This is a genomic window from Shewanella mytili, from assembly GCF_046765975.1.
GTDB lineage: Bacteria > Pseudomonadota > Gammaproteobacteria > Enterobacterales > Shewanellaceae > Shewanella > Shewanella mytili.
In genome coordinates this window covers 1-23,043 of the sequence record NZ_JBKOUD010000013.1, presented here as the reverse complement: position 1 = coordinate 23,043, position 23,043 = coordinate 1, and the positions used below count along the sequence as shown (strand labels likewise).

Annotated in this window: 13 protein-coding genes and 4 tRNA genes; 6 read left to right on the top strand and 11 right to left on the bottom strand. The window is 50.7% G+C overall.

Going from position 1 to position 23,043, the window contains the following annotated elements; all coding sequences use genetic code 11:
• Positions 1 to 39 precede the first annotated feature (39 nt).
• The 3 genes from creD to ubiK form a co-directional block, all read right to left on the bottom strand.
• Positions 40 to 1,461: a cell envelope integrity protein CreD gene (creD, locus tag ACIDEJ_RS12410; RefSeq protein ID WP_411988380.1), complete on the bottom strand. Its 1,422-nt coding sequence runs from the start codon at positions 1,459 to 1,461 to the stop codon at positions 40 to 42.
• Between the two features lie 131 nt (positions 1,462 to 1,592).
• Positions 1,593 to 2,339 carry a phosphatase PAP2 family protein gene (locus ACIDEJ_RS12405; protein ID WP_411988379.1) on the bottom strand — a complete coding sequence of 249 codons (747 nt, stop codon included), beginning with the start codon at positions 2,337 to 2,339 and terminating at the stop codon, positions 1,593 to 1,595.
• 125 nt (positions 2,340 to 2,464) lie between these two features.
• A complete protein-coding gene (ubiK, locus tag ACIDEJ_RS12400) occupies positions 2,465 to 2,716 on the bottom strand; it encodes a ubiquinone biosynthesis accessory factor UbiK (protein WP_411988378.1) in 252 nt (83 codons plus the stop codon).
• 274 nt (positions 2,717 to 2,990) lie between these two features.
• On the opposite strand from ubiK, the gene rep reads away from it, so the two are divergent.
• Positions 2,991 to 5,003 (top strand): DNA helicase Rep, encoded by a 2,013-nt coding sequence (rep, locus tag ACIDEJ_RS12395; protein ID WP_411988377.1) that lies wholly within the window; start codon positions 2,991 to 2,993, stop codon positions 5,001 to 5,003.
• 73 nt (positions 5,004 to 5,076) lie between these two features.
• Here the strand turns inward: rep and ACIDEJ_RS12390 are convergent, their stop codons facing one another.
• Positions 5,077 to 7,620: a diguanylate cyclase domain-containing protein gene (locus tag ACIDEJ_RS12390; RefSeq protein WP_411988376.1), complete on the bottom strand. Its 2,544-nt coding sequence runs from the start codon at positions 7,618 to 7,620 to the stop codon at positions 5,077 to 5,079.
• A gap of 267 nt (positions 7,621 to 7,887) precedes the next feature.
• Here ACIDEJ_RS12390 and ACIDEJ_RS12385 point away from each other — a divergent pair.
• The 5 genes from ACIDEJ_RS12385 (at position 7,888) to ACIDEJ_RS12365 (ending at position 9,040) form a co-directional block, all read left to right on the top strand.
• Positions 7,888 to 7,964 (top strand) — tRNA-Arg (locus ACIDEJ_RS12385).
• A gap of 37 nt (positions 7,965 to 8,001) precedes the next feature.
• Positions 8,002 to 8,077, top strand: a tRNA-His gene (locus ACIDEJ_RS12380).
• A 95-nt stretch (positions 8,078 to 8,172) separates the two neighbouring features.
• Positions 8,173 to 8,249 (top strand) — tRNA-Pro (locus ACIDEJ_RS12375).
• A gap of 44 nt (positions 8,250 to 8,293) precedes the next feature.
• A tRNA-Pro gene (locus tag ACIDEJ_RS12370) sits at positions 8,294 to 8,370 on the top strand.
• Between the two features lie 238 nt (positions 8,371 to 8,608).
• The gene (locus tag ACIDEJ_RS12365) at positions 8,609 to 9,040 is read left to right on the top strand and encodes a hypothetical protein (protein ID WP_411988375.1); all 432 of its coding nucleotides are present in this window, start codon (positions 8,609 to 8,611) and stop codon (positions 9,038 to 9,040) included.
• A 150-nt stretch (positions 9,041 to 9,190) separates the two neighbouring features.
• Here the strand turns inward: ACIDEJ_RS12365 and ACIDEJ_RS12360 are convergent, their stop codons facing one another.
• From ACIDEJ_RS12360 to ACIDEJ_RS12330, 7 genes are all read right to left on the bottom strand, one after another.
• Positions 9,191 to 11,107 carry a bifunctional diguanylate cyclase/phosphodiesterase gene (locus ACIDEJ_RS12360; protein WP_411988374.1) on the bottom strand — a complete coding sequence of 639 codons (1,917 nt, stop codon included), beginning with the start codon at positions 11,105 to 11,107 and terminating at the stop codon, positions 9,191 to 9,193.
• Positions 11,108 to 11,115: 8 nt separating this feature from the next.
• Positions 11,116 to 11,817, bottom strand: coding sequence for a transglutaminase-like cysteine peptidase (locus ACIDEJ_RS12355; protein ID WP_411988422.1), 702 nt, complete (start codon positions 11,815 to 11,817; stop codon positions 11,116 to 11,118).
• Between the two features lie 20 nt (positions 11,818 to 11,837).
• Positions 11,838 to 12,446 (bottom strand): OmpA family protein, encoded by a 609-nt coding sequence (locus ACIDEJ_RS12350; protein ID WP_411988373.1) that lies wholly within the window; start codon positions 12,444 to 12,446, stop codon positions 11,838 to 11,840.
• The gene (locus ACIDEJ_RS12345; protein ID WP_411988372.1) at positions 12,446 to 13,849 is read right to left on the bottom strand and encodes a TolC family outer membrane protein; all 1,404 of its coding nucleotides are present in this window, start codon (positions 13,847 to 13,849) and stop codon (positions 12,446 to 12,448) included. Before ACIDEJ_RS12345 ends, ACIDEJ_RS12350 begins: the two co-directional genes overlap by 1 nt.
• 33 nt (positions 13,850 to 13,882) lie before the next feature.
• A complete protein-coding gene (locus tag ACIDEJ_RS12340) occupies positions 13,883 to 15,265 on the bottom strand; it encodes an HlyD family type I secretion periplasmic adaptor subunit (RefSeq protein ID WP_411988371.1) in 1,383 nt (460 codons plus the stop codon).
• Positions 15,258 to 17,435, bottom strand: coding sequence for a type I secretion system permease/ATPase (locus tag ACIDEJ_RS12335; protein WP_411988370.1), 2,178 nt, complete (start codon positions 17,433 to 17,435; stop codon positions 15,258 to 15,260). The genes ACIDEJ_RS12340 and ACIDEJ_RS12335 overlap by 8 nt, the downstream gene beginning before the upstream one ends.
• A 97-nt stretch (positions 17,436 to 17,532) precedes the next feature.
• A partial coding sequence (locus ACIDEJ_RS12330; protein WP_411988369.1) for a choice-of-anchor K domain-containing protein occupies positions 17,533 to 23,043 on the bottom strand: 5,511 nt, incomplete at its 5' end.

The window sequence follows — 23,043 nt, the reverse complement described above, 5'->3', positions numbered from 1 at the left end:
GGGTGCAGGCGGCGTTCGTCGCGCCGCCTGCAGCAATCCTTACTGCTCATCTCCCGAATGGCGGGTGAGGTACATCAAGGTCAGCATGATCACCAGCAACAGTCCCGTGCCCATCAGCAGTGCATAGTCCTCCAGTTGCAAGATGGAGTAGAGCACTGCATACAATCCTGCCAGCATCAGTACCATAATCCCTCCCTGACGTTTGCTGCCGGTGGCGCTGGTCACATAGAGCGGAATGGCAATCAGCGGCACCGCCGTGGCTACCAGATAGGCGCTGAGAAATGGCAGATGCTCAGACAGTGACAATAACAACATGTAAAACAGGCACATGGCGCCACCCACCATGACGTATTGCACCGTGGACAGGCGTGATTTCTGCCCCAGCTCAAAAATCAGCAGCATCACGTACGTGAGCAAAATGAACAAAATGCCGTATTTCAGCGAGCGTTCGATTTTGCCGTAATGGGTGACGGGTTCAAACAGGGTGACATTGGCCGTGACCTCGGTTAAATCCCGTTTTTGTCCGGCGTTGAATATCTGTGGGAAATTACGGGTCAGGTGGCTGATATGCCAGTTGGCATTAAAACCATCGCGACTGATGTTGCGCTCGGCAGGCAGGTAGCCCTTGAAGCTTGGGTGGGGCCAGTCTGCATTGATGCTGATTTGGCTGCTTTCCCCCAGTGGTAGAATGTTCAGGCTGTCAGAACCCCGCAGACTGAGGGCAAACTCCAGGGTGAATGGCTGATTGTCCGTTATGTCGACATGCTGCTGAAATCCGGTGGCAAGCCCGGGAATGTCCGGCAGATCAGTACCGGATATCAATGTCGCAGGTGCGGTCTCTCCTGCCAGATTGAAACGGCTTACCTGCTCAATTGCCTGATTGTCTGACACGCCAAACACCACCCGTGCCTGCTCGGTGTGCAGTTTCACCAGCCCCGGGATCGCCATTTGCAGCGGCTCAAAGCGGGCTTGACCGCTAACATCGCCCTGATACACCAGCGACTGGTAAATGCCCCGCTGGCGGAACTGATGCTGCAGCTTGGCATCGAGCGTCAGGTTTTTGGGCAGAATCACCAGCGCATCAGTAAAGCGTTGCTGGCGCCTTTGGGTTTCGCCATCCACTTGGGTTTCAACATATTTGTCGTACTCATAAGGAATAACCAGTGCGGGGCCCGCCAATGTTTGGGCGCCGCCCCAGCTTTTGCCGATTTCCCGCACCACCTGATGATACAAAGTGCTTCGGTCATGGCTGAGGGACTGGATGATGCCCAAGGGGATTAACGACAGCACGCCCAGCATCAGCAGGATAAACAGGCGCAGCCCCAGACGGGATTTTTCCGATGACAACATGGCGCCGGTAACGGGCTGATGGCGGGTTGCCGCCCGAAACAGCAGATAGCCGCCCGCGGCGACACCGCCCAAAAGCAGCAGTACGACTGCCAGTGCAATGGTATTAAACATGGTGCAAGCCCCTTTTGGCTGAGAAAGACCACAAAATTAAAACAGAATCATGGCGGTAAGTGCATAGCAATCTGCTGATAAATTATGGCGAAAAAATGGCAAGTGCTCCCCAAGGGGCAAGATGATACCCGTTAATGGCGTGATGGCGCCTGGCAGGCGGTGGTGGCGCGGCCATAGATGCGCTGATAACCCCAGCAACACAGTCCAATGAGCAGCGCGGCAATGAGGCTGGATGCCAGTACATCCGCCGGCCAGTGCATGCCCAGCAACATGCGGCTTAAGCCCAGCAGCCAGCACCAGCCAAGTAACAGCAGTGGCAACAGCTTGTGTTGCGGCAGTAAAAACACACTACAGCCAAGGCTGAGGGTGCAAGCAAACAGGGTGTGGCCCGAGGGAAACGCATAACCGGTTTCAAATTGCCAATGGCGCAGCACTTCCGGACTGACGGGGAATGCCAGCTGGGCGCTTTGCAACGGTTGCAGCAGCAGTTGCCGCTGTGGCCGTGACGCCTGATAAAACGCCTCTATGTCCACGAGCCCGTGCTGATACAGGTATTCAACATAGGGGCGCGGCTCGGCAAAGAGCTGTTTGAGCAGATGGCTTGCCAGCAAATTCAGCAGCAGTGCGCTGCCGACACAAAGCAGCATGACCGGGCGCTGTCTGGCCGGGAGCTGCCATGCGCTCAGTAGCAATATCAGCCCGGCGCTGAGCAAACCCCAGGGGCGGGTGCCGCTCATGGTTATCCAGTAGAGAAAATCCGCCGCGGGCCGGGTCAAATCCATTAACGGAAACAGCGACACATTACTGCAGTAAAGGCACAACGGCGGCAACAGCAGCAGTAGCCAGTAAAGCAGCAATGTTTGAAGGTGTTTATTCAACAAGGGAAAATTCCTTTTAACGCCTGTTGGTGGTTAGTGCTGGTGATGGCTGTTTTGCCAAACAGCGGCCATAAAAAAGATCGCCTGCGCGATCCTTTTATGGCAAAGCGTGATACGCACCGGCGTTATTGCTCGGTTAACTTGGCTTCCAGTGCATCGACTTTGGCTTGCAGGGCTTCCAGTTTTTCACGGGTTTTCAGTAGCACGTGTTGCTGCACTTCAAACTCTTCCCGGGAGACCATATCCAGTTTCAACAGCTGTTGCTGCAGCAGGTGCTTGCTGCGTTCTTCAAATTCACCGGCAAACTGTTTCATGCCAGACGGTAGGTTGTCACTCAGTTGTCGTGCCAGATCTTCGATTTTTTTGGCATTAATCATCTTGGCGTTCCATTGTTCGTTGCAATGGCTGAATTGTAACCCAGTGCGCCCCATTACCCAAGATACGCACCGCCTGATCACTGGGGTGAAGTTAACATTATCAGTAAATGCCGGCAGGAGCGGTGTGCTGAATGCGGGGGGGATGCGCCTGAACTGCAATGGCCTTTATCAAAAATTTGCCGGGGATGCACAGCAAGGGTTGCGGGCTGTCACACCTTGGGCGCCGCATCTGCTATGATCTGGCGCCATTGCATATGTTGCCTGTTGGAGAAACATGAAACTCAATCCTGCCCAAAATGAAGCGGTGCGCTACATCGCCGGCCCCTGTCTGGTATTGGCCGGTGCCGGTAGCGGCAAGACCCGGGTTATCGTGAACAAAATCGCCTATTTGGTGCAGGAGTGCGGTTATCAGCCGCGGCATATCGCAGCAGTCACATTCACCAACAAGGCCGCGCGGGAAATGAAAGAGCGCATTGCCCACTCCATTGGCCGCAAACAAACCCGGGGATTATGGATATCCACCTTTCATACCCTGGGGCTGGAAATCATCAAGCGGGAGCATAAGGCGCTGGGACTGAAAGCCGGATTTTCGTTGTTTGATGATCAAGACTCCCTGGCGCTGCTCAAGGAACTGACGGTAAACGAGCTGCAGGAAGACAAGGACTTGCTGCGGCTGCTGGCCTCGGCCATCTCCAACTGGAAGGGCGCTTTGGTGATCCCCGATCATGCCCGTAAAACCGCCCGTAACGAACGTGACCAGCTGTTTGCCTTGCTCTATCAGCGTTACGCCCAGCACATGAAAGCCTACAATGCGCTGGATTTTGACGACCTCATCCTGCTGCCATCGCTGTTGCTGCGACATAACGAAGAGGTGCGTCGCCGCTGGCAAAAACGCATTCAGTATCTGCTGGTGGATGAATATCAGGACACCAACACCAGTCAGTACGAACTGGTGAAACTGCTGGCAGGAGAGCGGGCGCGTTTTACCGTGGTGGGGGATGATGATCAGTCCATTTACTCCTGGCGCGGCGCCAAACCGCAAAACCTGGTGTTGTTGGGCAAGGATTTTCCCACCTTGAAGCTGATTAAACTGGAGCAAAACTACCGCTCCAGCCAGCGCATTTTGCATGCGGCCAACATCCTGATTGCCAACAACCCCCATGTGTACGACAAAGCCCTTTATAGCGAGTTGCCCCATGGCGAGCCGTTACGGGTGTTGCTGGCCGCCAACGAAGAGCAGGAGGCCGAGCGGGTGGTGGCGGAAATCATCCGCCACAAGTTCATGCAGCGCACCAATTACGGCGACTACGCGGTGCTGTATCGCGGCAATCACCAGTCACGCTTATTGGAGCGGGCATTGATGACCAACCGCATCCCTTATCGGTTAAGTGGCGGCACCTCGTTTTTTGCCAGGGCTGAAATCAAGGACATCATGGCCTATTTGCGGCTGGTGGTGAATCCGGATGATGATAACGCCCTGCTGCGGATTATCAATCTGCCCAAACGGGGCATTGGCCCGGCAACCCTGGAAAAACTGGGTAATTTTGCCAACGGCAAGCACATATCGTTATTTGAGGCGATTTTTGATGCCGAGTTACAACACCATTTAAGCCATGGTGCCATTGAAAGCCTGTTCCAGTTCGGCCGCTTCATTGTGGATACCGGTGAAATTGCCAAGCGGGGCGAAGGCGTGGATGCCATCAAGCAGTTGATCCACCAGATCCATTACGAAGACTATCTGTACGAAACCAGCCCCAGTGCCAAAGCCGCCGAGATGCGGATGAAGAACATTTCGGAGCTGTATCGCTGGGTTACCGAGATGCTCAGCGGGGATGATCTTGACGAGCCCATGACCTTGCCGGAAGTGGTGAACCGGCTGACGCTGCGGGACATGATGGAGCGTAACAACGAAGATGAAGCGGGGGATCAGGTGCAATTGATGACGCTGCACGCCTCCAAGGGGCTGGAGTTTCCTTATGTGTTCATGGTGGGGATGGAAGAGGGCTTATTGCCGCACCAGACCAGTATAGATGAAGACAATATCGAGGAAGAGCGGCGCCTGGCCTATGTGGGCATCACCCGGGCGCAGCAGCAGTTGTGGTTTGTCATGTGCCGGGAGCGGCGCCAATACGGCGAAACCATTCGCGGCGAGCCAAGCCGTTTTCTCAAAGAGCTACCGGAGGATGACGTGGTGTGGGAAAACCGCAAGCCCCAGCAAAGTGAAGCCCAGCGGATGCAGACCGGTAAAAGCAATATTGCCGATCTGCGGGCCATGTTGAAAAAATAATCCATGCTTGATGTTTGGCGCCGTGTTGCACATGCGGCGGGACACATCGCTAACAGGCGCTATTTCAGATGGTTTAAGGGATGATCGTCATGGCATCATCAGCGCACTGCACCAGTCCTATGCCCAGTTGCTGCAGACTGCACTGCTGTGAGGCGGAGCGCACGCCATCGGCAATCAGCCGCAGCTGTAATGAATCGGCACTGAGGCTGATGGCTTTGAGTAAGCGCCGGTGGCGCATGCTGCGAATGCCTGATGCCAGCTCCGCTTCCAGTTTCAGGGTGCTGATGGGCAGGAATGACAGGGTCAGAATGGAGCTGTAACCGCTGCCATAGTCATCAATGCCCAGGTTGACGCCCAGTTCCCTGAGGGTTTCAAAGCCCATGGCATGGTTGTCATGATCCCGCGCCAGGGCGATTTCACTGAAAAACAGACAGAGCTTTTCCAGCGGAAAGCTGCAGGCACCCAGACAGTCCTGCAAGTGCTGCAGGGCATGTTTATAGGTAAGGTGCTGACTGGACAGGGATAAAAACACCTGGGCGCCTTTGGGCAGCGGCAATGCGGCAAAGGCATGGTCCAGCAGGGTTATCACACAACGGTCAAGTTCAAGTTGCAGATTGGCCTGCACCGCCAACTGGGTCAGCTGCTGGCGGTCTTGCCGGCCATAAACCGGGTGCAACCAATAGGGGCTGACATGCAAGGCAATAATGCCATTGTTCTCCACATCCTTTACCGGTTCATACTGCAGTTGTAATTGGCGGTTATCCAGTGCCTGGCGCAGTTCGTTTTCCAGTGTCAAATCGTGCATGAATTGCTGGTGGGATTTATCGTCATACACCACATAGCAGCCTTTGCCTCGGGTTTTTGCCATGTACATGGCGGTGTCGGCATCCCGCAGTAACGACTCACTGGTGCTTTGGCTGGGGTCATTACACAGGGAAATGCCGATGCTGGCACCGGAATTCAACAGTTGGCCGGAAAGGGCAAAGGGTTTTGACAGGGCATCCAGAATGCGGTCTGCCACCTCTTTGGCATCTTCGGTGTCGTAGAGATTGTCCAGCAGGATGACAAACTCATCGCCGCCCAGGCGAGCCAGCAAATCCTCTTCCCGAATGCAGCGGGTAAGGCGTTCTGCCGTTTCTATCAGAAAGTGATCACCTTCAATGTGCCCCAGGGTGTCGTTGATCATCTTGAAGCGATCCAGGTCGATGAACAGCAGGGCAAACTTGTAAAAACCTTGCCTGTTCATGGTGGCGCTTAGCCTGTCCATGAACATCTGCCGGTTGGGGAGACCGGTGAGGCTGTCGTGCTTGGCATCATGTATCAGCTTTTGTTCTATATTGCGCCGCTGGGAAATTTCGCTTTGCAGCTCATCATTGATTTGCGCCAATTCTGCAGTACGGGCCTGCACCATGACCTCCAATTGCTCATTGGAGTGTTTCAGGGTTTCGGTGGCCAGTTTACGTTCAATGGCGGTGGCAATATGTTGCGAAACGAATGTCAGTAGCTCCAGATCTTTCATCTGGTATTTCTGTTCCATGTTGAAGCTGTAAACCACCAGGGCGCCCATGGCTTCTCCCTGAATGAACAGCGGCACCCCAATCCATTGCTGTACAATCTGGGTGCGGTTGAGCGCCGGTGCAACATTATAAATCTCGCCCTGTTGAATAAGCGCCCGGATATTTTCTTGGGTGAGTAAGACCGGCTCGCGATTACGTAACAGATATTCCACCAAACCGTCTTTCCATAATCTGGGCGCCGGCGGTTCAGGTGCCAGTTGGGAAACATAAAACGGGAAATCCAGCACGTTGCTATGGCTATCCAGTAACGCGATATAGCAGTTGTTGGCCGGTAACAGGTAACTGATGATTTTATGCAGCTCTGCATAAAAATGGTGCATGTCCAGATTGGATGTGGCCAGATCGGCAATTTCAAACAAGGAATGTTGCAACCGTTCCGCCCGGCGGCGCTCGTATACTTCTGACTTGAGCTTGTCATAGGCCTGACTCAGCTCTTGGGTGCGCTGCAAAATGGCCAGTTCCAGCTGTTCGCGATGCTGCAAGCGCGTCAGTACCCCGGCAATGTGATGGCACATGAAAACCATCAAGTCCACTTCATTACTGCCGTAGGACACATTGGGGTCATAACTTTGCACCACCAACACCCCAAGGGCGATGCCGTTATGCATAATGGGTGCTCCTAACCATTGATGGCAGGGAGAACCCAGATATTCTATTTCCCCCTCAGCGACCAATTGCCCAGACAAGGCTTCATCGCACAGCAGGGCCTTTTGGTGGCGCAGCACATAGCCGGTGAGTCCGCGTTTGAGCATCTCTGACAGGCATTGTTGGTCAGGATAAAGCAGGGTGGGATCGGCATCTTTTTCATCCAGAAAAAAGGGCAGTTGCAACTGTTCCTGGTGTTGCAGTGCCACGTAGAAGTTGTCAGCCGGAATGAGGTTTTGCAAATGCCGGTGCAGTCCTTGGTAAAAGGCTTCCATGCTGCTGGCGTTATTGGCAATGTTGGAGATTTCCATCAGCGCATTTTGCGCAGATTCTGCCCGTTTGAATTTAGTGGCGAGACGTCTGAGTCTGGATACGCGTTTTTCGAGAGATGACACATCAGGAGCCATAAAACGTCGAGTATCCTCCAACGAGATGCTTGTCAGGGCAGATAAATGTAAGGTCAATAGTTATGATAATGGATAACCGTCTACAATTAACATGATTTTCAGGTTGCGCCAAGTCAATTTTTTGGCAGGTGTCAAAGCTGTGAAGCATAGAACATCGCCAACTGAGCTAAAAGTTGAACAGTCAGACGAAAAATGTAAAACAATAGTGGACTCATGGGTCAATAACCCCTACTATATGCGGCGCTGACACGGTGGGCGCCCATAGCTCAGCTGGATAGAGCGCACCCCTCCGGAGGGTGAGGCCGAGGGTTCAAATCCTTCTGGGCGCACCAGCTTTTTAATGAGTACATCGAGTCAGAGTTAGCCGTGGTGGCTGTAGCTCAGTTGGTAGAGTCCCGGATTGTGATTCCGGTTGTCGTGGGTTCGAGCCCCATCAGCCACCCCATTTCCTCCCTAGTGTTGAGTTCCCAGGATGACAATGCATTCAGAACTTTTCTGAAGTGGCATTATCGACGCTGTAGGGTAGGAGATAGTAGTTTTCGGTGATTAGCGCAGCCCGGTAGCGCATCTGGTTTGGGACCAGAGGGTCAGAGGTTCGAATCCTCTATCACCGACCAATTTAAAGTCGTTTTGCCCACGGGCAAAAGTGACGCACGTTTTACGGTGATTAGCGCAGCCCGGTAGCGCATCTGGTTTGGGACCAGAGGGTCAGAGGTTCGAATCCTCTATCACCGACCAATTGAAAAAAGCCCCTGCAATGCAGGGGCTTTTTGCTTTTTGCATGTTCTCTCCTTCATCTGGCTTGATTCATGGTTACCACATCTTGACAAGATGGTGGTAGCTTGGTGTATTTCTGTTTATTAACAATAAGTTATGTTTTTCATCTATGACATCGTGAATGTTTAACCATGCGGCATGTATAATTTTCCGCGTTATGTGAGGCATTTGGTGCAATGACAATTAAAGGGACTTTGATATGCGAATGATATTATTGGCGTTGTTTTTCAGCTTAACCGGCTGCGCCGCAACGCCAGATGCGGTCAGTTATTCCGATACCATGGAGATTATTCGTGATGCGGCGCAACAGGCGCCAGCCGTGGTATCTGGTGACTATGTACTGTTGTTTAAAGCTGCCGGTAACAAAGGTGGCTATACCTATTTGAATACGGAATTGGATTATCGGGATCAACGTAACGTTACCGTGGCGTTGACACCTTCCATGAGCGTTGCATTACAAATTCGCTATGGTTTGCCGCCAGCAGCGTTTTTTGTCGGCAAGTCGGTGCGGATTAAAGGTGAAGCACGGCAGGAGAAAATCTATCTTTTTTGCAATGGCCGAGTCTCCTCAAAATACTATTACCAAACCCATATCAATGTATCTGAGATGTCACAGTTAGAGGTGTTGTAACGCTATTTGTCTATCATCATGTGAGTGCGCTCCAGCATCATGTTGGCAGGGTCGCCTCAGCAAGCTCAGTGCAGAAAACAAAACAGCCCGAATCGGGCTGTTTTTTTGATGCAGGCTTGTTTGCTGTCGCCAACGGTTTGATGTAACCGCTTATGCAATATTTTCTGGTGGCGCGATATACCCCTGATACCCTTGTATTTTAAGAATGTCAAAATGTTGCAATTGAGATTCCTGCTGAATGCCGGTGGCAATCACGTCAATATCCAGGCCTCTGGCCACATTAATCAATGCCCGGCATAGCTCGGCGTTATGCTGGTTGGTTTCAAACTGGGCAAAGGACAAGTCCAGTTTGACATAGCTGGGGCGCAGTGTTTGCAGATAGGTCATGGAGCCAAACTGGCGGCCAAAGTGGTCAATGCCAAAGGTGGCACCGTTATCCCGAATAATGGCACACAGTGCTTTGCTGGCTTCAGGATCGCCGTAAATACTGCTTTCCTGAATTTCAAAGGCCAAGCGGCCATGATGTTTGGCCTTTTTCAGGCATTTATCCAGCCAATCATGGAATTCACTGTCGCCAATACTCTGATGTGTCAGGTTAACCGCCAGAATATTGGGCGTTTTTTCCAATAGTTTTTGTTCCAGCACTTTTTCAATAAGACAGCGGTCCAGCAAACTGCCCAAGGACAATAGTTCCACATAAGGCATGAATTGTCCGGCATGGACGATGGTATCGCCCACTTGCAACTGGCAAAACAGCTCGTGCTGCAGCGTGCCATCCCGGCCATAGATTTGCACCGGTTGCCAGCGGAACATGAACTGTTTCTGGTTGATGGCAACCGAGAGCTTTTCACGCCACTGTTCACGGGTAAACAGTTGTTGCTCACTGGATTCAAACCAGTGGTAAACCGTGTCTGATTGCAGGGCTTTTTGTAAGGCGTTGTCGGCTCTTGACAACAATTCTGACGGGGTGCATTGCTCAACCCGCTCGGCAATGCCGATGGCATAATCCTCATTGGGTTTGCAGTCCGCTTTAATCATCTCCTGATTGATGGTGCGGATGAGGGTTTGCAAGTATTTACTGAGCTCTTCCCGCTCGGCGTTGGTAACCAAAAAGGTAAACTCGTAAGCGGCAATCCTGGCAATGACCGAGGTGAATTCAGACAGGGATTGCTGCAACTGGGCGGCCAGCAGCTTAATGGTGGCATCCCGCACCTGATAACCGTATTTACTGTGCACCTGTTCCAGCCAGTCAAGCTGCACCAGCATGATGGCGCCACTTCCCGGCTCACTCAGCCAGCTGTTGAGGCGATCGGTCATGTATTGGCGGTTCGGTAGGTCGGACACCTGGTCCACCAGGTTTTTCTTGCGCAGTGCGGTCACTTCCTCATCAAGTGAATGGAAGATTTTCTTCAATTGGGATGACATGCTGTTAAAGGCTGTCACCACATCACGCAGCTCGAGAGTGTTTGGCAGTGGCATATCAGGGCCGAATTCACGCTTGGCAATGCTTTTGGCGTGCTCGGCAATGGCATGCAGCGGTTTGAGTATCCAGGTCAATCCCACTCTGGCGGAGAAAATGGCAATTAAAAACAGGATGGAGAACACAATGATAGTGTTGCTTATGACGCGCCAGAGTTCATGATAACCAAATCCAGGATGCGCCGAGATTTTCAGTTGGGCTAGTTGTAACCAGCCACTGGTAATGGTTGTTTCTTTTTCAATGGCAGGAAACAGATCCAGGCTGGTAAACCAGCGGGGCACATCGTTGATATGGATGTCGTTTTTCCAGGTTTGTTGTTTGCCATCAATCAGCCAGGTAAGGGTCACCTGCTGGTAGTAGCCCCCTTCAAAAATCACGTTGACCATCGTTTCCACGGTGGCCATGTCGCCGGATTCAAGGGCCGGTACCAGCATTAATCCCAGGGAGTGACTGACATTATTCAGATCAGACTCCATTTGGGAGGTAAGAAAATTGCGGGTTTCATTGAACTGGACATATCCCAAGCTGGCAACTACCAGAAGGAACAGTCCAAACAGTAATGAATAAATCTGTCTAAACAAGGTCATTGCCGTGGTTACTCCATCACCAGTTTGGGCTTACGCAGACGGTCGGCCCCTAATCTGTGTTGTAAATCGTTCCATTTTTCCAGGCGCGTGGCAGAGCCTGCAAGTACCCCGCGGCCTTTTTCCTTGTTAAGCCATAATTGTTTACCGTTGAAGCTGTAAACCGGGAGCAGGTCAGTTCGTGCTGTGGCGGGTTTTATCACTGGGTCCAGGTTATCCAGAATGAGTGGTATCGACCCGGGGGTTTCATAGTAAGCGAGTACCATGTGGTATTGGTTGACACTGGTTGCTTTAACCATGGTGATGCGCATTTTCTCGTCTTGCACCCCTAATTGCAGCAAGGTGAAATATTTCGCAATGGAAAAGTCTTCACAATCGCCGCCATTAGCGCCAATGAATTCAAGGGGAGTCGCCCAGTAATTGCTCGTCCCCCACAATTTCATATCTGTCACAAAATGAAATAGATTGAAGAAGTTATTTACGCTTGTAAGCTTTTCCATCTCTGGCTGGCTTTGGGCATCGCGCAGAATGTTAAACCACGCTTTAGCCCGTAAGCCTGCCCGTTGGCCATAGGTGCGCTCAAGGGATGTAACAACTGAATGCTCATTCATCCCCACATTGGCATGCAGTAATGAAACAGCCAGTACCGATGCCAGCAGCGTGTAGTGGCAGGCTTTTTTTAAGCAGCTAAATGTTAATTGCCTGCCACACACCATAGTAAAAGTTTACATTCCTATTTAGCTTCTTGGTCGACAGAATAGATGGTCCATTTCATGTCTGCCATTGTGTCTTCACCTGTGACTTCTGCAATCACTCGCCGGTTATGTTTATGCGCCAACGCGGTATTACTGGTATCCACGGGGCGATCGTAACTGTAACCGATTGCTGTCAGGCGATCATCACCAATCCCGAATTGCTCATGCAGCACGCTCACAATGGCATTTGCCCGGTTTTGTGACAATTTCAGGTTATGCTCGTATGAACCCACTTTACTGCAATGTCCCTCAATGGTGGCTTTGGTATTGGGGTACTGCTTCATGAAATCGGCAATGGTCTGGATCTGACTATAATATTGGGGATCAATATAGTAAGAATCGTTGGCGAACAGTACTTTCAGTTCAGAACGCTCATTAATGGGGCGAACTTCACCACAGCCGTAGTTGTCAACATTGGCTCCGGTAACTGTGCCGGTGCATTTTTCACGAGCCTCGATAACACCATCGCGATCATTATCGTTCAGATCGTAGACCTGGGTGGTCGGGCTGTCCATGGAGACCGTATCCCGCATGGAGCAAGCGGACAGGAGCAGCAGTACGCTCATCGACGTCAGTAACAGTTTCATTATTTGGCTCCTCCTTCGTATTCGCGTTCACCTTTCCAGACATCCGGTCTGGTTACCCGTAATGAATCCAGCAGTTGTCCGGTGGCATTGAGGATCCGGTATTTGGCGATGATTTCGTCAAACTCAGTGGCCAGATAATCCTTACGGGCTTCAAAAAGCTCGTTTTCGGTATCCAGTAAGTCCAGCAAGGTGCGCTGGCCAAGGTTGAACTGCTGCTGGTAGGCAACCTGGGTATCCTTGGCGGCAATCACGTGTTCGCGAATATACAATTTTTGCGGCTCAAGGAACTCATAGGCATTCCAGGCCAATTGCATGCCTTCAATCACTTCCCGGTGGGCGCGTTCCTGGATCTCTTTGGCTTCACCCAGTTTGTAGGCGGCCTGTTTTTCACGGGCAAGATCCTTACCGCCGGCAAACAGGTTGTACCTTAGCCGTACCATGGCCTGCACATCATTATAGTGGCCACCGACGTTTTGACTGGCAATATTGCTGCTGCCATCTTCACCATTGAGATCGTTGTTCAGGTTACCTGAAACTTCCAGCGACAACTTGGGATAGTATGACGACTGCGCCGTGGAGCGTTCGTACTGGGCTGCCTGAATATCGTGGCCGGCAGATTTCAGTACCGGATGTTTGTCTTCAGCAATTTTAATGCCGGCGGCAGCATCTTTGGGCAGCATGTCGGCATCGGGAACCGGAATGATCAGGTTCTCGGGTTCTTGCATGGTCACCCGATAGAATTGGCTTTTGGCATCCAGGAAGTTATTGCGAGCCGACATGACATTGGAGTTGGCTCTGGCAAGACGGCCGGTGATCTGGGACAAATCGGCGGTAGACCCCAAACCCGAGTCGGTGCGCTGTTTGATTTGATCATAGATATCCTGATGGCTTTTCAGGTTTTTCTCTGAAAGTTTCAGAACTTCTTGGGCCTTGATGTAGCCAAGATAAACCTTGGCAACATCCAGGGCTTTGTCTTCGGCAACCGCCATCAGATTCCATTGCTCAGCACTGGCCTCGTAACGGGTGCGATCTACTTCACTGCTGGTATAAAAACCATCAAATAACATTTGCTGGATGCTGACCCCAAATTCACCGCGTTTCAGCTCCACTTCACCATCGGTGGTGCCAGCAAGACGACGACGGGTAGAAGGCGAGTCGGTATATTCATAGCCATAGCCAGCGGTAACATCCACTGAGGGCATATATCCGGCATAAGCCTGACTGACTTGTTCTTCTTTCGCTTTGAATCTGTTGAAAATAATCTTTATGTCCGGGTTGGTATCGAGCGTCCTAGCAACAGCTTGTTCTAGGGTCTGCCCGAACCCGGCACTTGGCAGTATCAGCGCGGTAACTGCCAGTGCCAAGGCACTGCGCCGTATCTGCTGATTCAATTTCATGTTCATGTTAAACCCCTCCAAGGTTCAATCGCTTTAAGCCTAGCGTTCCCTTAACGCTGTTTCTTTGGCTCTCAGTATGGGATTAAGTATGTACTCAAGGATCGTCCTTTTCCCGGTTATCACATCAACAGAAGTCAGCATCCCGGGTATTATTGGCATCTTTGTGCCGTCATCTTTGGTTAAACTTGATTGCTCTGTACGTACCTTGACCAGATAAAAGCTGTTACCTTCTTCATCCTGAGTGGTATCGGCACTAATCTGCTCTACGGTGCCTTTCAGGCCACCGTAACGGGTAAAATCATAGGCCGTTACTTTAACCATCGCGGGTAATCCGGGATGGAGAAAGGCAATATCTTTAGGCAGTATTTTGGTTTCTATCAGGAGTTGGTCTTCTGATGGCACAATCTCCATGATGTTGACTCCAGGCTGTACCACCCCACCTAATGTATTGATATCAATTGATTTTACGGTGCCATTTACTGGCGAAGTCAGTACGGCTTTATTCACCTTGTCCTGGGCGCCAACCTGCGCTTCTGTCATCCGCGACAGTTTTGCCTGCATCTCATTTCGCTGAGCGCGGGCATCGGCGGCGTACTGTAACACGGCTTCCCGCCGTTTCAGAATGGCTTCATCCATGGCCGCTTTCACTTTAGGCCGATTGAGTCGCAAGCTGGTGAGTTCGCCTTTGATATCGTTGACGTTACGCTCAAGTTTCAACAATTCGATTTCTGGCACCACCCCTTTTGCCGCCAAGGGTTTGGTCAGTTCCAGTTCTCGGGTAACCAACTGGAAGCTAGTGTTCAATGTATTGATTTTGGACGCCAGTTCTTCATTTTCCTGTTGCCGCTGCTGAATTTGTCGCGCCAGAATTTCCACTTGGTTATTCAGGTTATCCAGTCGGCCGTTGTACTCTTCCAGTTGGCGGGCCAGCAATTGGCCATTCTGGCTTTGCAGCTCTTCGGAAAACTCCGGAGGCTGTTTGATAATCTTTACCTGTTCGCGCCAGTCCTGAGCCACATCAGAAATGAACAGGCTGTTAAGCTCCGCTGACAAACGCACGATATTGGCCTGCAGGGTGTAAACCTCTTGCTGTTGCTGGGCGGCATCGGCGCGAAAGCGCGTATCATCAATGCGCACCAAAGGCTGCCCTTTTTGTACGAGCATGCCTTCTTCCACATAAAGCTTTTGCAGGATCCCGCCATCAAGACTCTGGACCACCTGTACTTGGGAGGACGGGATCACTTTTCCGGTGCCGCGGGTGACCCGATCCAGACTGGCAAGGCTGGCCCAGATAAGAAAACACAGCATCATGGCGGCCATGGCCCAGATGATCAGCTTGTGGCTGGAGGGGGCGTCAGTCAGCATGGCGCCGTAAACATCATCCACCATGTCCAAATCCTGGGTGGTTAGGTTCTTACTCATTCTGACCTCCGCTCATCAGGCCGTGATTGAGTAATTCCAGCACCTTTTCTTTGGGGGCATCTGCCAGAATGTGGCCTCTATCAAGCACTATGATGCGGTCGACCAGTTTTAGCAGTTCCATTTTATGGGTGATGATAATCAGCGCCCGCTCCTGGCTGACATGGCTCATGGAGCGCATAAACTGTTTTTCTGCCCTGGCATCAAGGCTGGATGTGGGTTCATCCATCAATAAAATGGGCGGGTCGTTAAGGATGGCCCGGGCAAGGGCAATGGTTTGCCGTTGTCCACGGGATAGGTTTTCGCCTTTTTCACCTACTTGGGTATCCAGGCCTTCCGATTCCATGGCCGTAAACAAGGCCACGCCTGACAATTGCACCGCGCGCATCAACTGGTGCTCAGAAACCTGACGGGTACCAAAGAGGATATTGTCACGGATGGTGCCGTGAAACAGGGTGACATCCTGGGGCAGGTAACCGAAATTACGGCGTAAGTCGCTGGGATGTATCTGCCCTGAATCCACGCCATCGTAACGCAAACTGCCGCCGGAGGGTTGAAACAGTCCCACCAACAATTTTGCCAGGGTACTTTTACCGCTACCATTGCGGCCAATAATGGCTATTTTTTCGCCTGGCTGAATGATGAAAGAAAGTGGGCTTAGCACCTGTTTTTCAGAGCCGGGATAGCTAAAAGCAATATGATCCGCTTCTATTTTGCCAATCAAGCGTTGCTTACTGACCAGGTGTCCCTTGTTTTCGAACTCATCCTCTTGCAGCATGATGCCGTCAAGCTGTCGCAAGGCGCTAATCATCTGGTTGGCCCTGGTCATCAATCCTGCCAACTGAGCCATTGGCGCAACGGCACGGCTGGATAACATCACCGCCGCAATAATGCCGCCGAGGGAAATGGCGTTATCCGCAACCCGGTAAACCCCCAAGATGATGATGGCGATGGTGGTGAGCTGTACCGTCAGTGATGCCACATGGGATACGGCATTGGAAAGCTTTTTGACTTTCAACTGCCAATTGGCGGTATGGCCAATCATCTGCTGCCAGGACTTTTGCACCAGTCCTTCAGCCCCATAGGCCTTAATGGATTCCAGTGCCGCCAGGCTTTCTACCAGATGGCCGTGTTTGAGGCTGGAATATTTATTACTTTCTTCAATGGCCACTTTCAGCCGTGGCTGAATGACGAGTGTAAAACTGATAATGATGATACTGGCGGCCAGGGGAATAATGGCAAGATCGCCGGCAACCAAGAAAATGATTACCATAAACAGCAGTGCAAATGGCAAATCCACCAACGTGGTAATGGTAGCCGAGGTGAGAAAATCCCGAATGCTGTCAAATTCGCTTAATTGGCGGGCCATGCCTCCCACGCTGGCAGAACGTTTCTCCAGTGGCAAGCCAATGGCTTTGAAAAATAGCCGGGAAGACACAATGATATCAATTTTCTTACCAGCAATATCAATCAAGTAACTTCTTAACTGGCGCATGACAAAATCGAACAGATAGGCAATGCCGGCTCCGGCTGCTAGTACCCATAATGATTCAAAAGCCAAGTTTGGCACCACTTTGTCGTACACATTCATGACAAACAGCGGTGATACCAAGGCAAACAGGTTGATAAGGAAAGAAGCTATCAGCGCATCACGATAGATGGGCGCGGCATCTTTGACGGTTTGCAGTAGCCAGTGGGTTTTGTGATCGTGCTGATAAACATCAAATCCCAAATCTCCACGATATTGCTGTTTAATCAAAAACAGGTAGCCCACGTACAGGGCTTCCAGTTCTTCAATGGACAGCACTTGTTCACCACCGGTTTCCGGCAGTTGAATAACAGCGCGTTGTTGCTTGAAGTTCAGTTCCCGTAAAATGCAGGCCTTTTTGTCTTTTAACAGCAGAATGCAGGGCAGCTGAATGGCACTTACCTGATCAAGCCCTTTACGGCTGAGTTTTGCGGTTAATCCCGCCCGGGCAGCAGCCTGGGGAAGCAGCTCCGGCGGCAAGGCGGAAGAGGATAAAGGTAACCCGGCAACCAGTGATTCAACAGAGCAAGGACTGCCATAGTACTCGGTCATGAGTACCAGACAGTCCAGCAATGGATCCACAGTCACCCGTAAGGAGGCTGGTATGCTCCATTGCTCGTTTTTGGGGGCGGCAGCTATGCTCACGAAACGACATATCCCTTAAGTAGTTGTGAGGGTTGGTATAATTATCCGCTAAAGTCACACCTTTCGAAAGTCAAAAGGTGTGACTTAGCAATGGTCGTTATCCTTCCTGATGCACATGATCCATACGTAGAGGATCCACTGAGGTTGATGTTGCTCCGCTATCGGAAGCATCACTTTGGACAATCAGTGGGCCATTACCTGAGTCAATCAACCCCTGGATGATGTCACTACTGTTATGGCCATAGTCCGACACGTCAGTACCGTCTAGGATAATGCTTTGATCCACCTGACCATCGGTATTCATATCAATATCGATGACAGTGTTGCCATTATCCATGCTAACGCTCAGGTAATCATCCAGCGTGTTGTTGTCACCATCCCAGTTGGTTAGCAAGTCACTGATATCCAGTTTATCCTCGTTTAAGGCAAAATTGGTGACATGATCTGTGCCAGTATCGCCTGCTTTCCAGATAAAGGTATCAATCCCTTCCCCGGCAACCAGCAGGTCATTGGTGTTGTCCAACACAGTCAATACAAAACTGGTACTGTTATGGGCTTCGCTTTGGTTGCCATCTTCTGTGGCCGTGGCATTCACGGTAACAGTAAAGTCGCCGGAACTTGCCACCTTGACTTGCAGACCGTCATGGTTCCAGTCGGTAATATCCACGCTGCCATCCGCTCCTACGGTGGCTTCATGTCCAGCACCGTCTTTGAGTACGGCACCTTCTGGCAACCCTTGCATGCTGAGTGTCAGGGACTCTGAACTGTCGTTATCCACCAGGGCGGCATTGATATTACCCAGCTTAATGAAGTCACCTTCATAGCCATAATTATCAAGTGCCCTGAATGCCAGGTTGTCCAGAATGGCGCCGAAGCTGTCGCCATTATCCCCTTCAAACAGCAAGCGGTAGTTACCTGACTCATCAATGGGCAGTGTCACTTTTTGATCCAGTAACCAGCCACTAGCGCTTTGGTCAAAGTTGTACAAGGTGATGGCATCTGCCATAACAGGATGGCCATTACTATCTAACGGTATCAGCTTCACTGTCAGTCCAGAGGTAGCAGACAGTGATGTTGTACGGAACGCGATGTCAAATCCTAGTTCATAAAAACGGCCGGCTTCGAGAGACATGTCGGTATATAGGGTTTTATCACCCTTGTTATACTCAATCTCCATGACTTTATTGCCGTTGTTTTGGCCACCCAAATAAATGTGTTCGTAGCCGACTTCAATTGCACCGGAGTGATTGCTGGTATGCCAGGTTCCAATGGTATTGAGCCCCTGGATATTATTGGCAACAACGCCTCCCCATGCTCCATTGAAAGCGGCATCTTCAAAGTTAATGGCAGCAACGCTGGTAAAGTTATCCACACTCACCAATGGTGTATCGGCAACAGGGTTAATGGTAATGTTCAGCGTATCGCTGCTACCGGTGTTAGTGGTGTAAGTCACTTCCGGCACGGTACCGCTCCAGTTGCTGTTAGGCGTGAACTGATAACTGCCATCCGCATTAATGGTCAGCACCCCATCATCCAGTGAGGCATTGCTCCCTGCACTATAGGTGTGGCCGTTTACTGTGAACTGACTGACTTGCAGGGTACTGTCAATATCACTGTCGTTAGACAGCACGTTGCCTGTAGCTGCATGATCTTCATTGGCGGTTTTGGTATCAGCAACCAATGTGCTGGCATCATCCACCGGGGTAATGCTCAATTCAAGAGCGGCATCAGCACCTGTGTTGGTGGTGTAGATGATTTTCGGTACGGTACCATTCCAGTCATCTGTAGGCGTGAAGGTGTAGCTGCCATCAGTGTTGAGGGTGAATTTACCTTCATTCAATGTGACTGTTTCAGCGGCATTATGTACCGTGTCAGCACCTGCAATAATAAAGCTGGCCACAGATGTGTTGTTTTTGCCATCGTTGTCCAGCACGTTTCCGGAGATTGGAGTATCTTCCAGGGCGCTATTGGCATCGGCAATGGCATGGATATCATTGTAATTGGTGGTGTTGACGTTGATGTTAAGCAGTGCACTGCTGATATCACCGTCGCCATCTTTTACCGTGTAAGTGAAGGTATCAACCGCATTATCGGGAATATTGTGGCCATCAACTGTCACGTGATAGTTATAGGTGCCATCGGCATGTAGCACCAACGTGCCATACTGCCCAGCAATTTCCACATTAATATTGCCGTTAACCCCATCAGCATCCGCCTTGTGATCGCCAGCCTTGACACCAATCAGGTCGATAATGTCATCCGCTCCCACAATATCGTTATTCAGCACGTTACCTGTGGTGGATGGCAGTTCATAGCCGTCGCCGGCCACCACCCGTACAACGAGTTCATAACTGGTCTCGGCATTTTCGGCCGTGTGGATTTGAGTGACCACATCTCCGGTTACAGGGTCTTTGAAACCAATAACCTGCAGGGTATAGACATCACCTTCATATACAAAGGTCACATGGCTTTGGCCAACGGTAACAATATCGGCGGCAGTGTTATTGTAATTATTAGGGGTTTCGTTATGGTCAAAATCCACCGTTAAAGTAACAGGCGTGGTTTGTCCGTAGGCATCGGTGACATTAAAGGTCACATCCATTGATGCACTGGTGATCCCACCGCCTGAATATATGGGGTAGTTATAGTGGGTAAAGGTACCCAGGACTATTTCTTCATTCAGTGCCAGATGGCCACTTAGGCTCGCATCGTTGTCGGCAAAGCCATAACCGGATTGTTGTCCGTTATGACGAGTTGACTGACCCCAACGGATTTGATCGTGAGCAGTGTCATTATCAGCACCATCATGCGTTCCTACATATGTTCCGCCGCTATGATGTGTCCACGTAGCTTCAACGCCAGAGACCTGGAAACTGTCAACAATGACATTCACCGTATTGCCATCATCTATGGCCTGATTGTTATCATCTGCAACTGTTACGGTCACATTTGATGTGGCGGTTTGCCCTGCACCCGTCACCCCAATCACTTCAATTCCGGTAATTGTCAAATTGTCACTGTCAACGGAATGCGGCAGGGTGGTAAGCAGCTCGGCTTTTACTTCAATATTGCCTGTTTCACCCGCATTTACTTGATCCCAGTCCAGTGTCAGGCGGATGGCTTCACGTCCCATCACGGTGCCCACCAACTGGCCATCTTCATTCAATGCCCATGTAGCGTTAGCTTTTATCCCCTCAATGTGGATGTTGTCAGTATCGCCAAACTGGAACACCCTAAGGGCATCACTACCAGCATGGAAGGATAAAGGCTTGATTGCCGCATCTGATACATTCTCAACCAAATCGGCTTCTTGCAGCACAAGCGTGGCGTTTTCAGCTGTCGGAGCAACCGTCGTAACATCTGGCGCTGCAAGATGAACGTCAAAGTTGTCTGTAGTGATGTCGCCGTCACTGTCACTCACCGCCACATCAAAATTAAGGGTGACATCCTCTGTCGTGCTAACAATGGTTGCGGCGGTTGAGCCGGTAAACTGGAAGTTGTCATTATCCGTATCGGTGGTTAATTCCACATAACTGATAGGGCCAAGATTGGATATTTCATTGTGTTCTGTACTGAGGACACCTTCACCAAGAAGTGTGCCATCTTCAGCATATGCCTTGAAGTATATGGTATCAGCCCCGGTAAAGTTGAAGCTGGCGCTGGCTACATCTTGGGCATAATCAACAACAAAAATTTCATCTGCATCAATAAATGCATTATGGGAACCAAAACCACCGGTATTGCCATTGATGGTGCTTGGATCGCCATTGACATCATGGGATGTCAGCGTGAATGCAAGCTCTTTGGTCAGGGCTGAGAGATTACTGTTAATCTCATAGGTACCATCCGCAGCGTCATATCCCACATAAATTGCTGCATCGTTACCGCCTTTACCACCTTGCAAACCGGCTACCGCTACATTAGACAGGCTATCAATGCTTTGCTGTATGTTGATGGCATAGCTGTCATCGTTAGGATTAGCCGTTAATGTGAATACAATCTCCTGCCCTGCAGTGCCTTCCTGATAAGCAGACGTTGTGTCGTTAGTGTCGGTATAGGCAATCAGTACATTCGGTGTGTTTGGATCAACATAATAGAGGATGTCGAGGCCATTGGAGGTAATGCCGGAATCCGCAAAAGTGGTATCCACACCATCCCAACCACTGACATTAGCCGACAGATCAGCACTGTAAGGCTGATCCACCCCACTGGTGTCAAGCGTACCGGTATAAGTATCTGGGGCATTGATACCATCTAGAGAAGCAGCATTCAGAACGACTTCATCATCCGCTACAGTAAGGTTAACTGTGCCGCTGGCACTATTATTGAGTGAATCGACAGCGTTAATAACAATGCCTGTGATATTGATTGAATCGATATCAACAGGAACACTCTCATGTTGTAAGTTATCCAGCAAAGTTGCTGTCACACTGACACTGCCTGTTTGACCTGAGCCAATAACCGCACTATCACTATTAAGCGATAAAATAATCATTGGCGTACCGTCAATGCTTCCTACCAAGTTTCCGGAGTTGCTATCGACGAGCCAAGTAATATTCCCATCCAAACCATTGACAGTAATTCCTGAAGTCGGACCAAACGAGAAGCTGATGATATCGGCCGCATCACTGGCTGTGAATGTAAGGGATGAACTATCAGTGTCATGATTATCTCCAGCAGTATCAGCATCTTGCAACGATAGGTTAATACTGTCTCCTCCGAGAATGTCATTGTCGGTGATCTGGGCGGTGCCCGTCACAGTGCCATTCGCGCCAGTACCACTCAGTGTGTAGTCTTCGGTGCTCTCAAAGATGGTGTCATCCGTGGTATTGACCTTCACGGTGAAGCTGTCGGTGTTGGCCGGCACGGTCACGGCGAAAGTGCCATCCGCATTCACGCTGACAGTCTGCGCTGTCCCGTTGATGGTGACCGTGACTTCGGTATCGCTGAAGTCCACGCCTTTGGTGGCGGTATTGCCGGCCAGTGTCAGCGTCTGGGTGGTGTCGCTGCTGGCGGTGTTGCTCAGGTTGACGGTGAAAGTGTTGGCAGCGCCTTCGACCACGGTGTCACCGATAATGCTTGTTACGATAGGTGCATCCTGGGCGTCAAGAATGGTGGTGCTGGCGCTGTTGTTGGCGCTTATCTCCAGTTGTTCAAGGCTATTATCAACATCAGTAACACCACTGATGGTGACGTTTAGATTTTCGCTATTTTCATAAATACCATCGTTGATGGTATTTACTGTAAAGCTTTGCTGGCTATCTCCGCTAATGGTTACGCTTGGAGGTAAGGTATCAACATCTGCTGCAGATGCGGAACCACTCCAATCAAGAGAAACGCTAACCGAAGCACCACTAGGAAGGGTTACCGAGTTACCGCTGGCATCGACCAAAGTCACTGTAACTGTATAAGTGATTTCGCCACCTTCAGTGACACTGGATTTGTCTACGCTGATCTGGGCAAAAACTGTGTCGGTAGTGTCATTTACCAGTGTGGAAGCTGTATCACTGGTATCCAACTTTTCGTAATTGCCGCCCTGGGCATTGGTGATGCTGACGGTGAGGGTTTCACCGTCCAGATAGACATCATCTGTCGGTGCATCAACGGT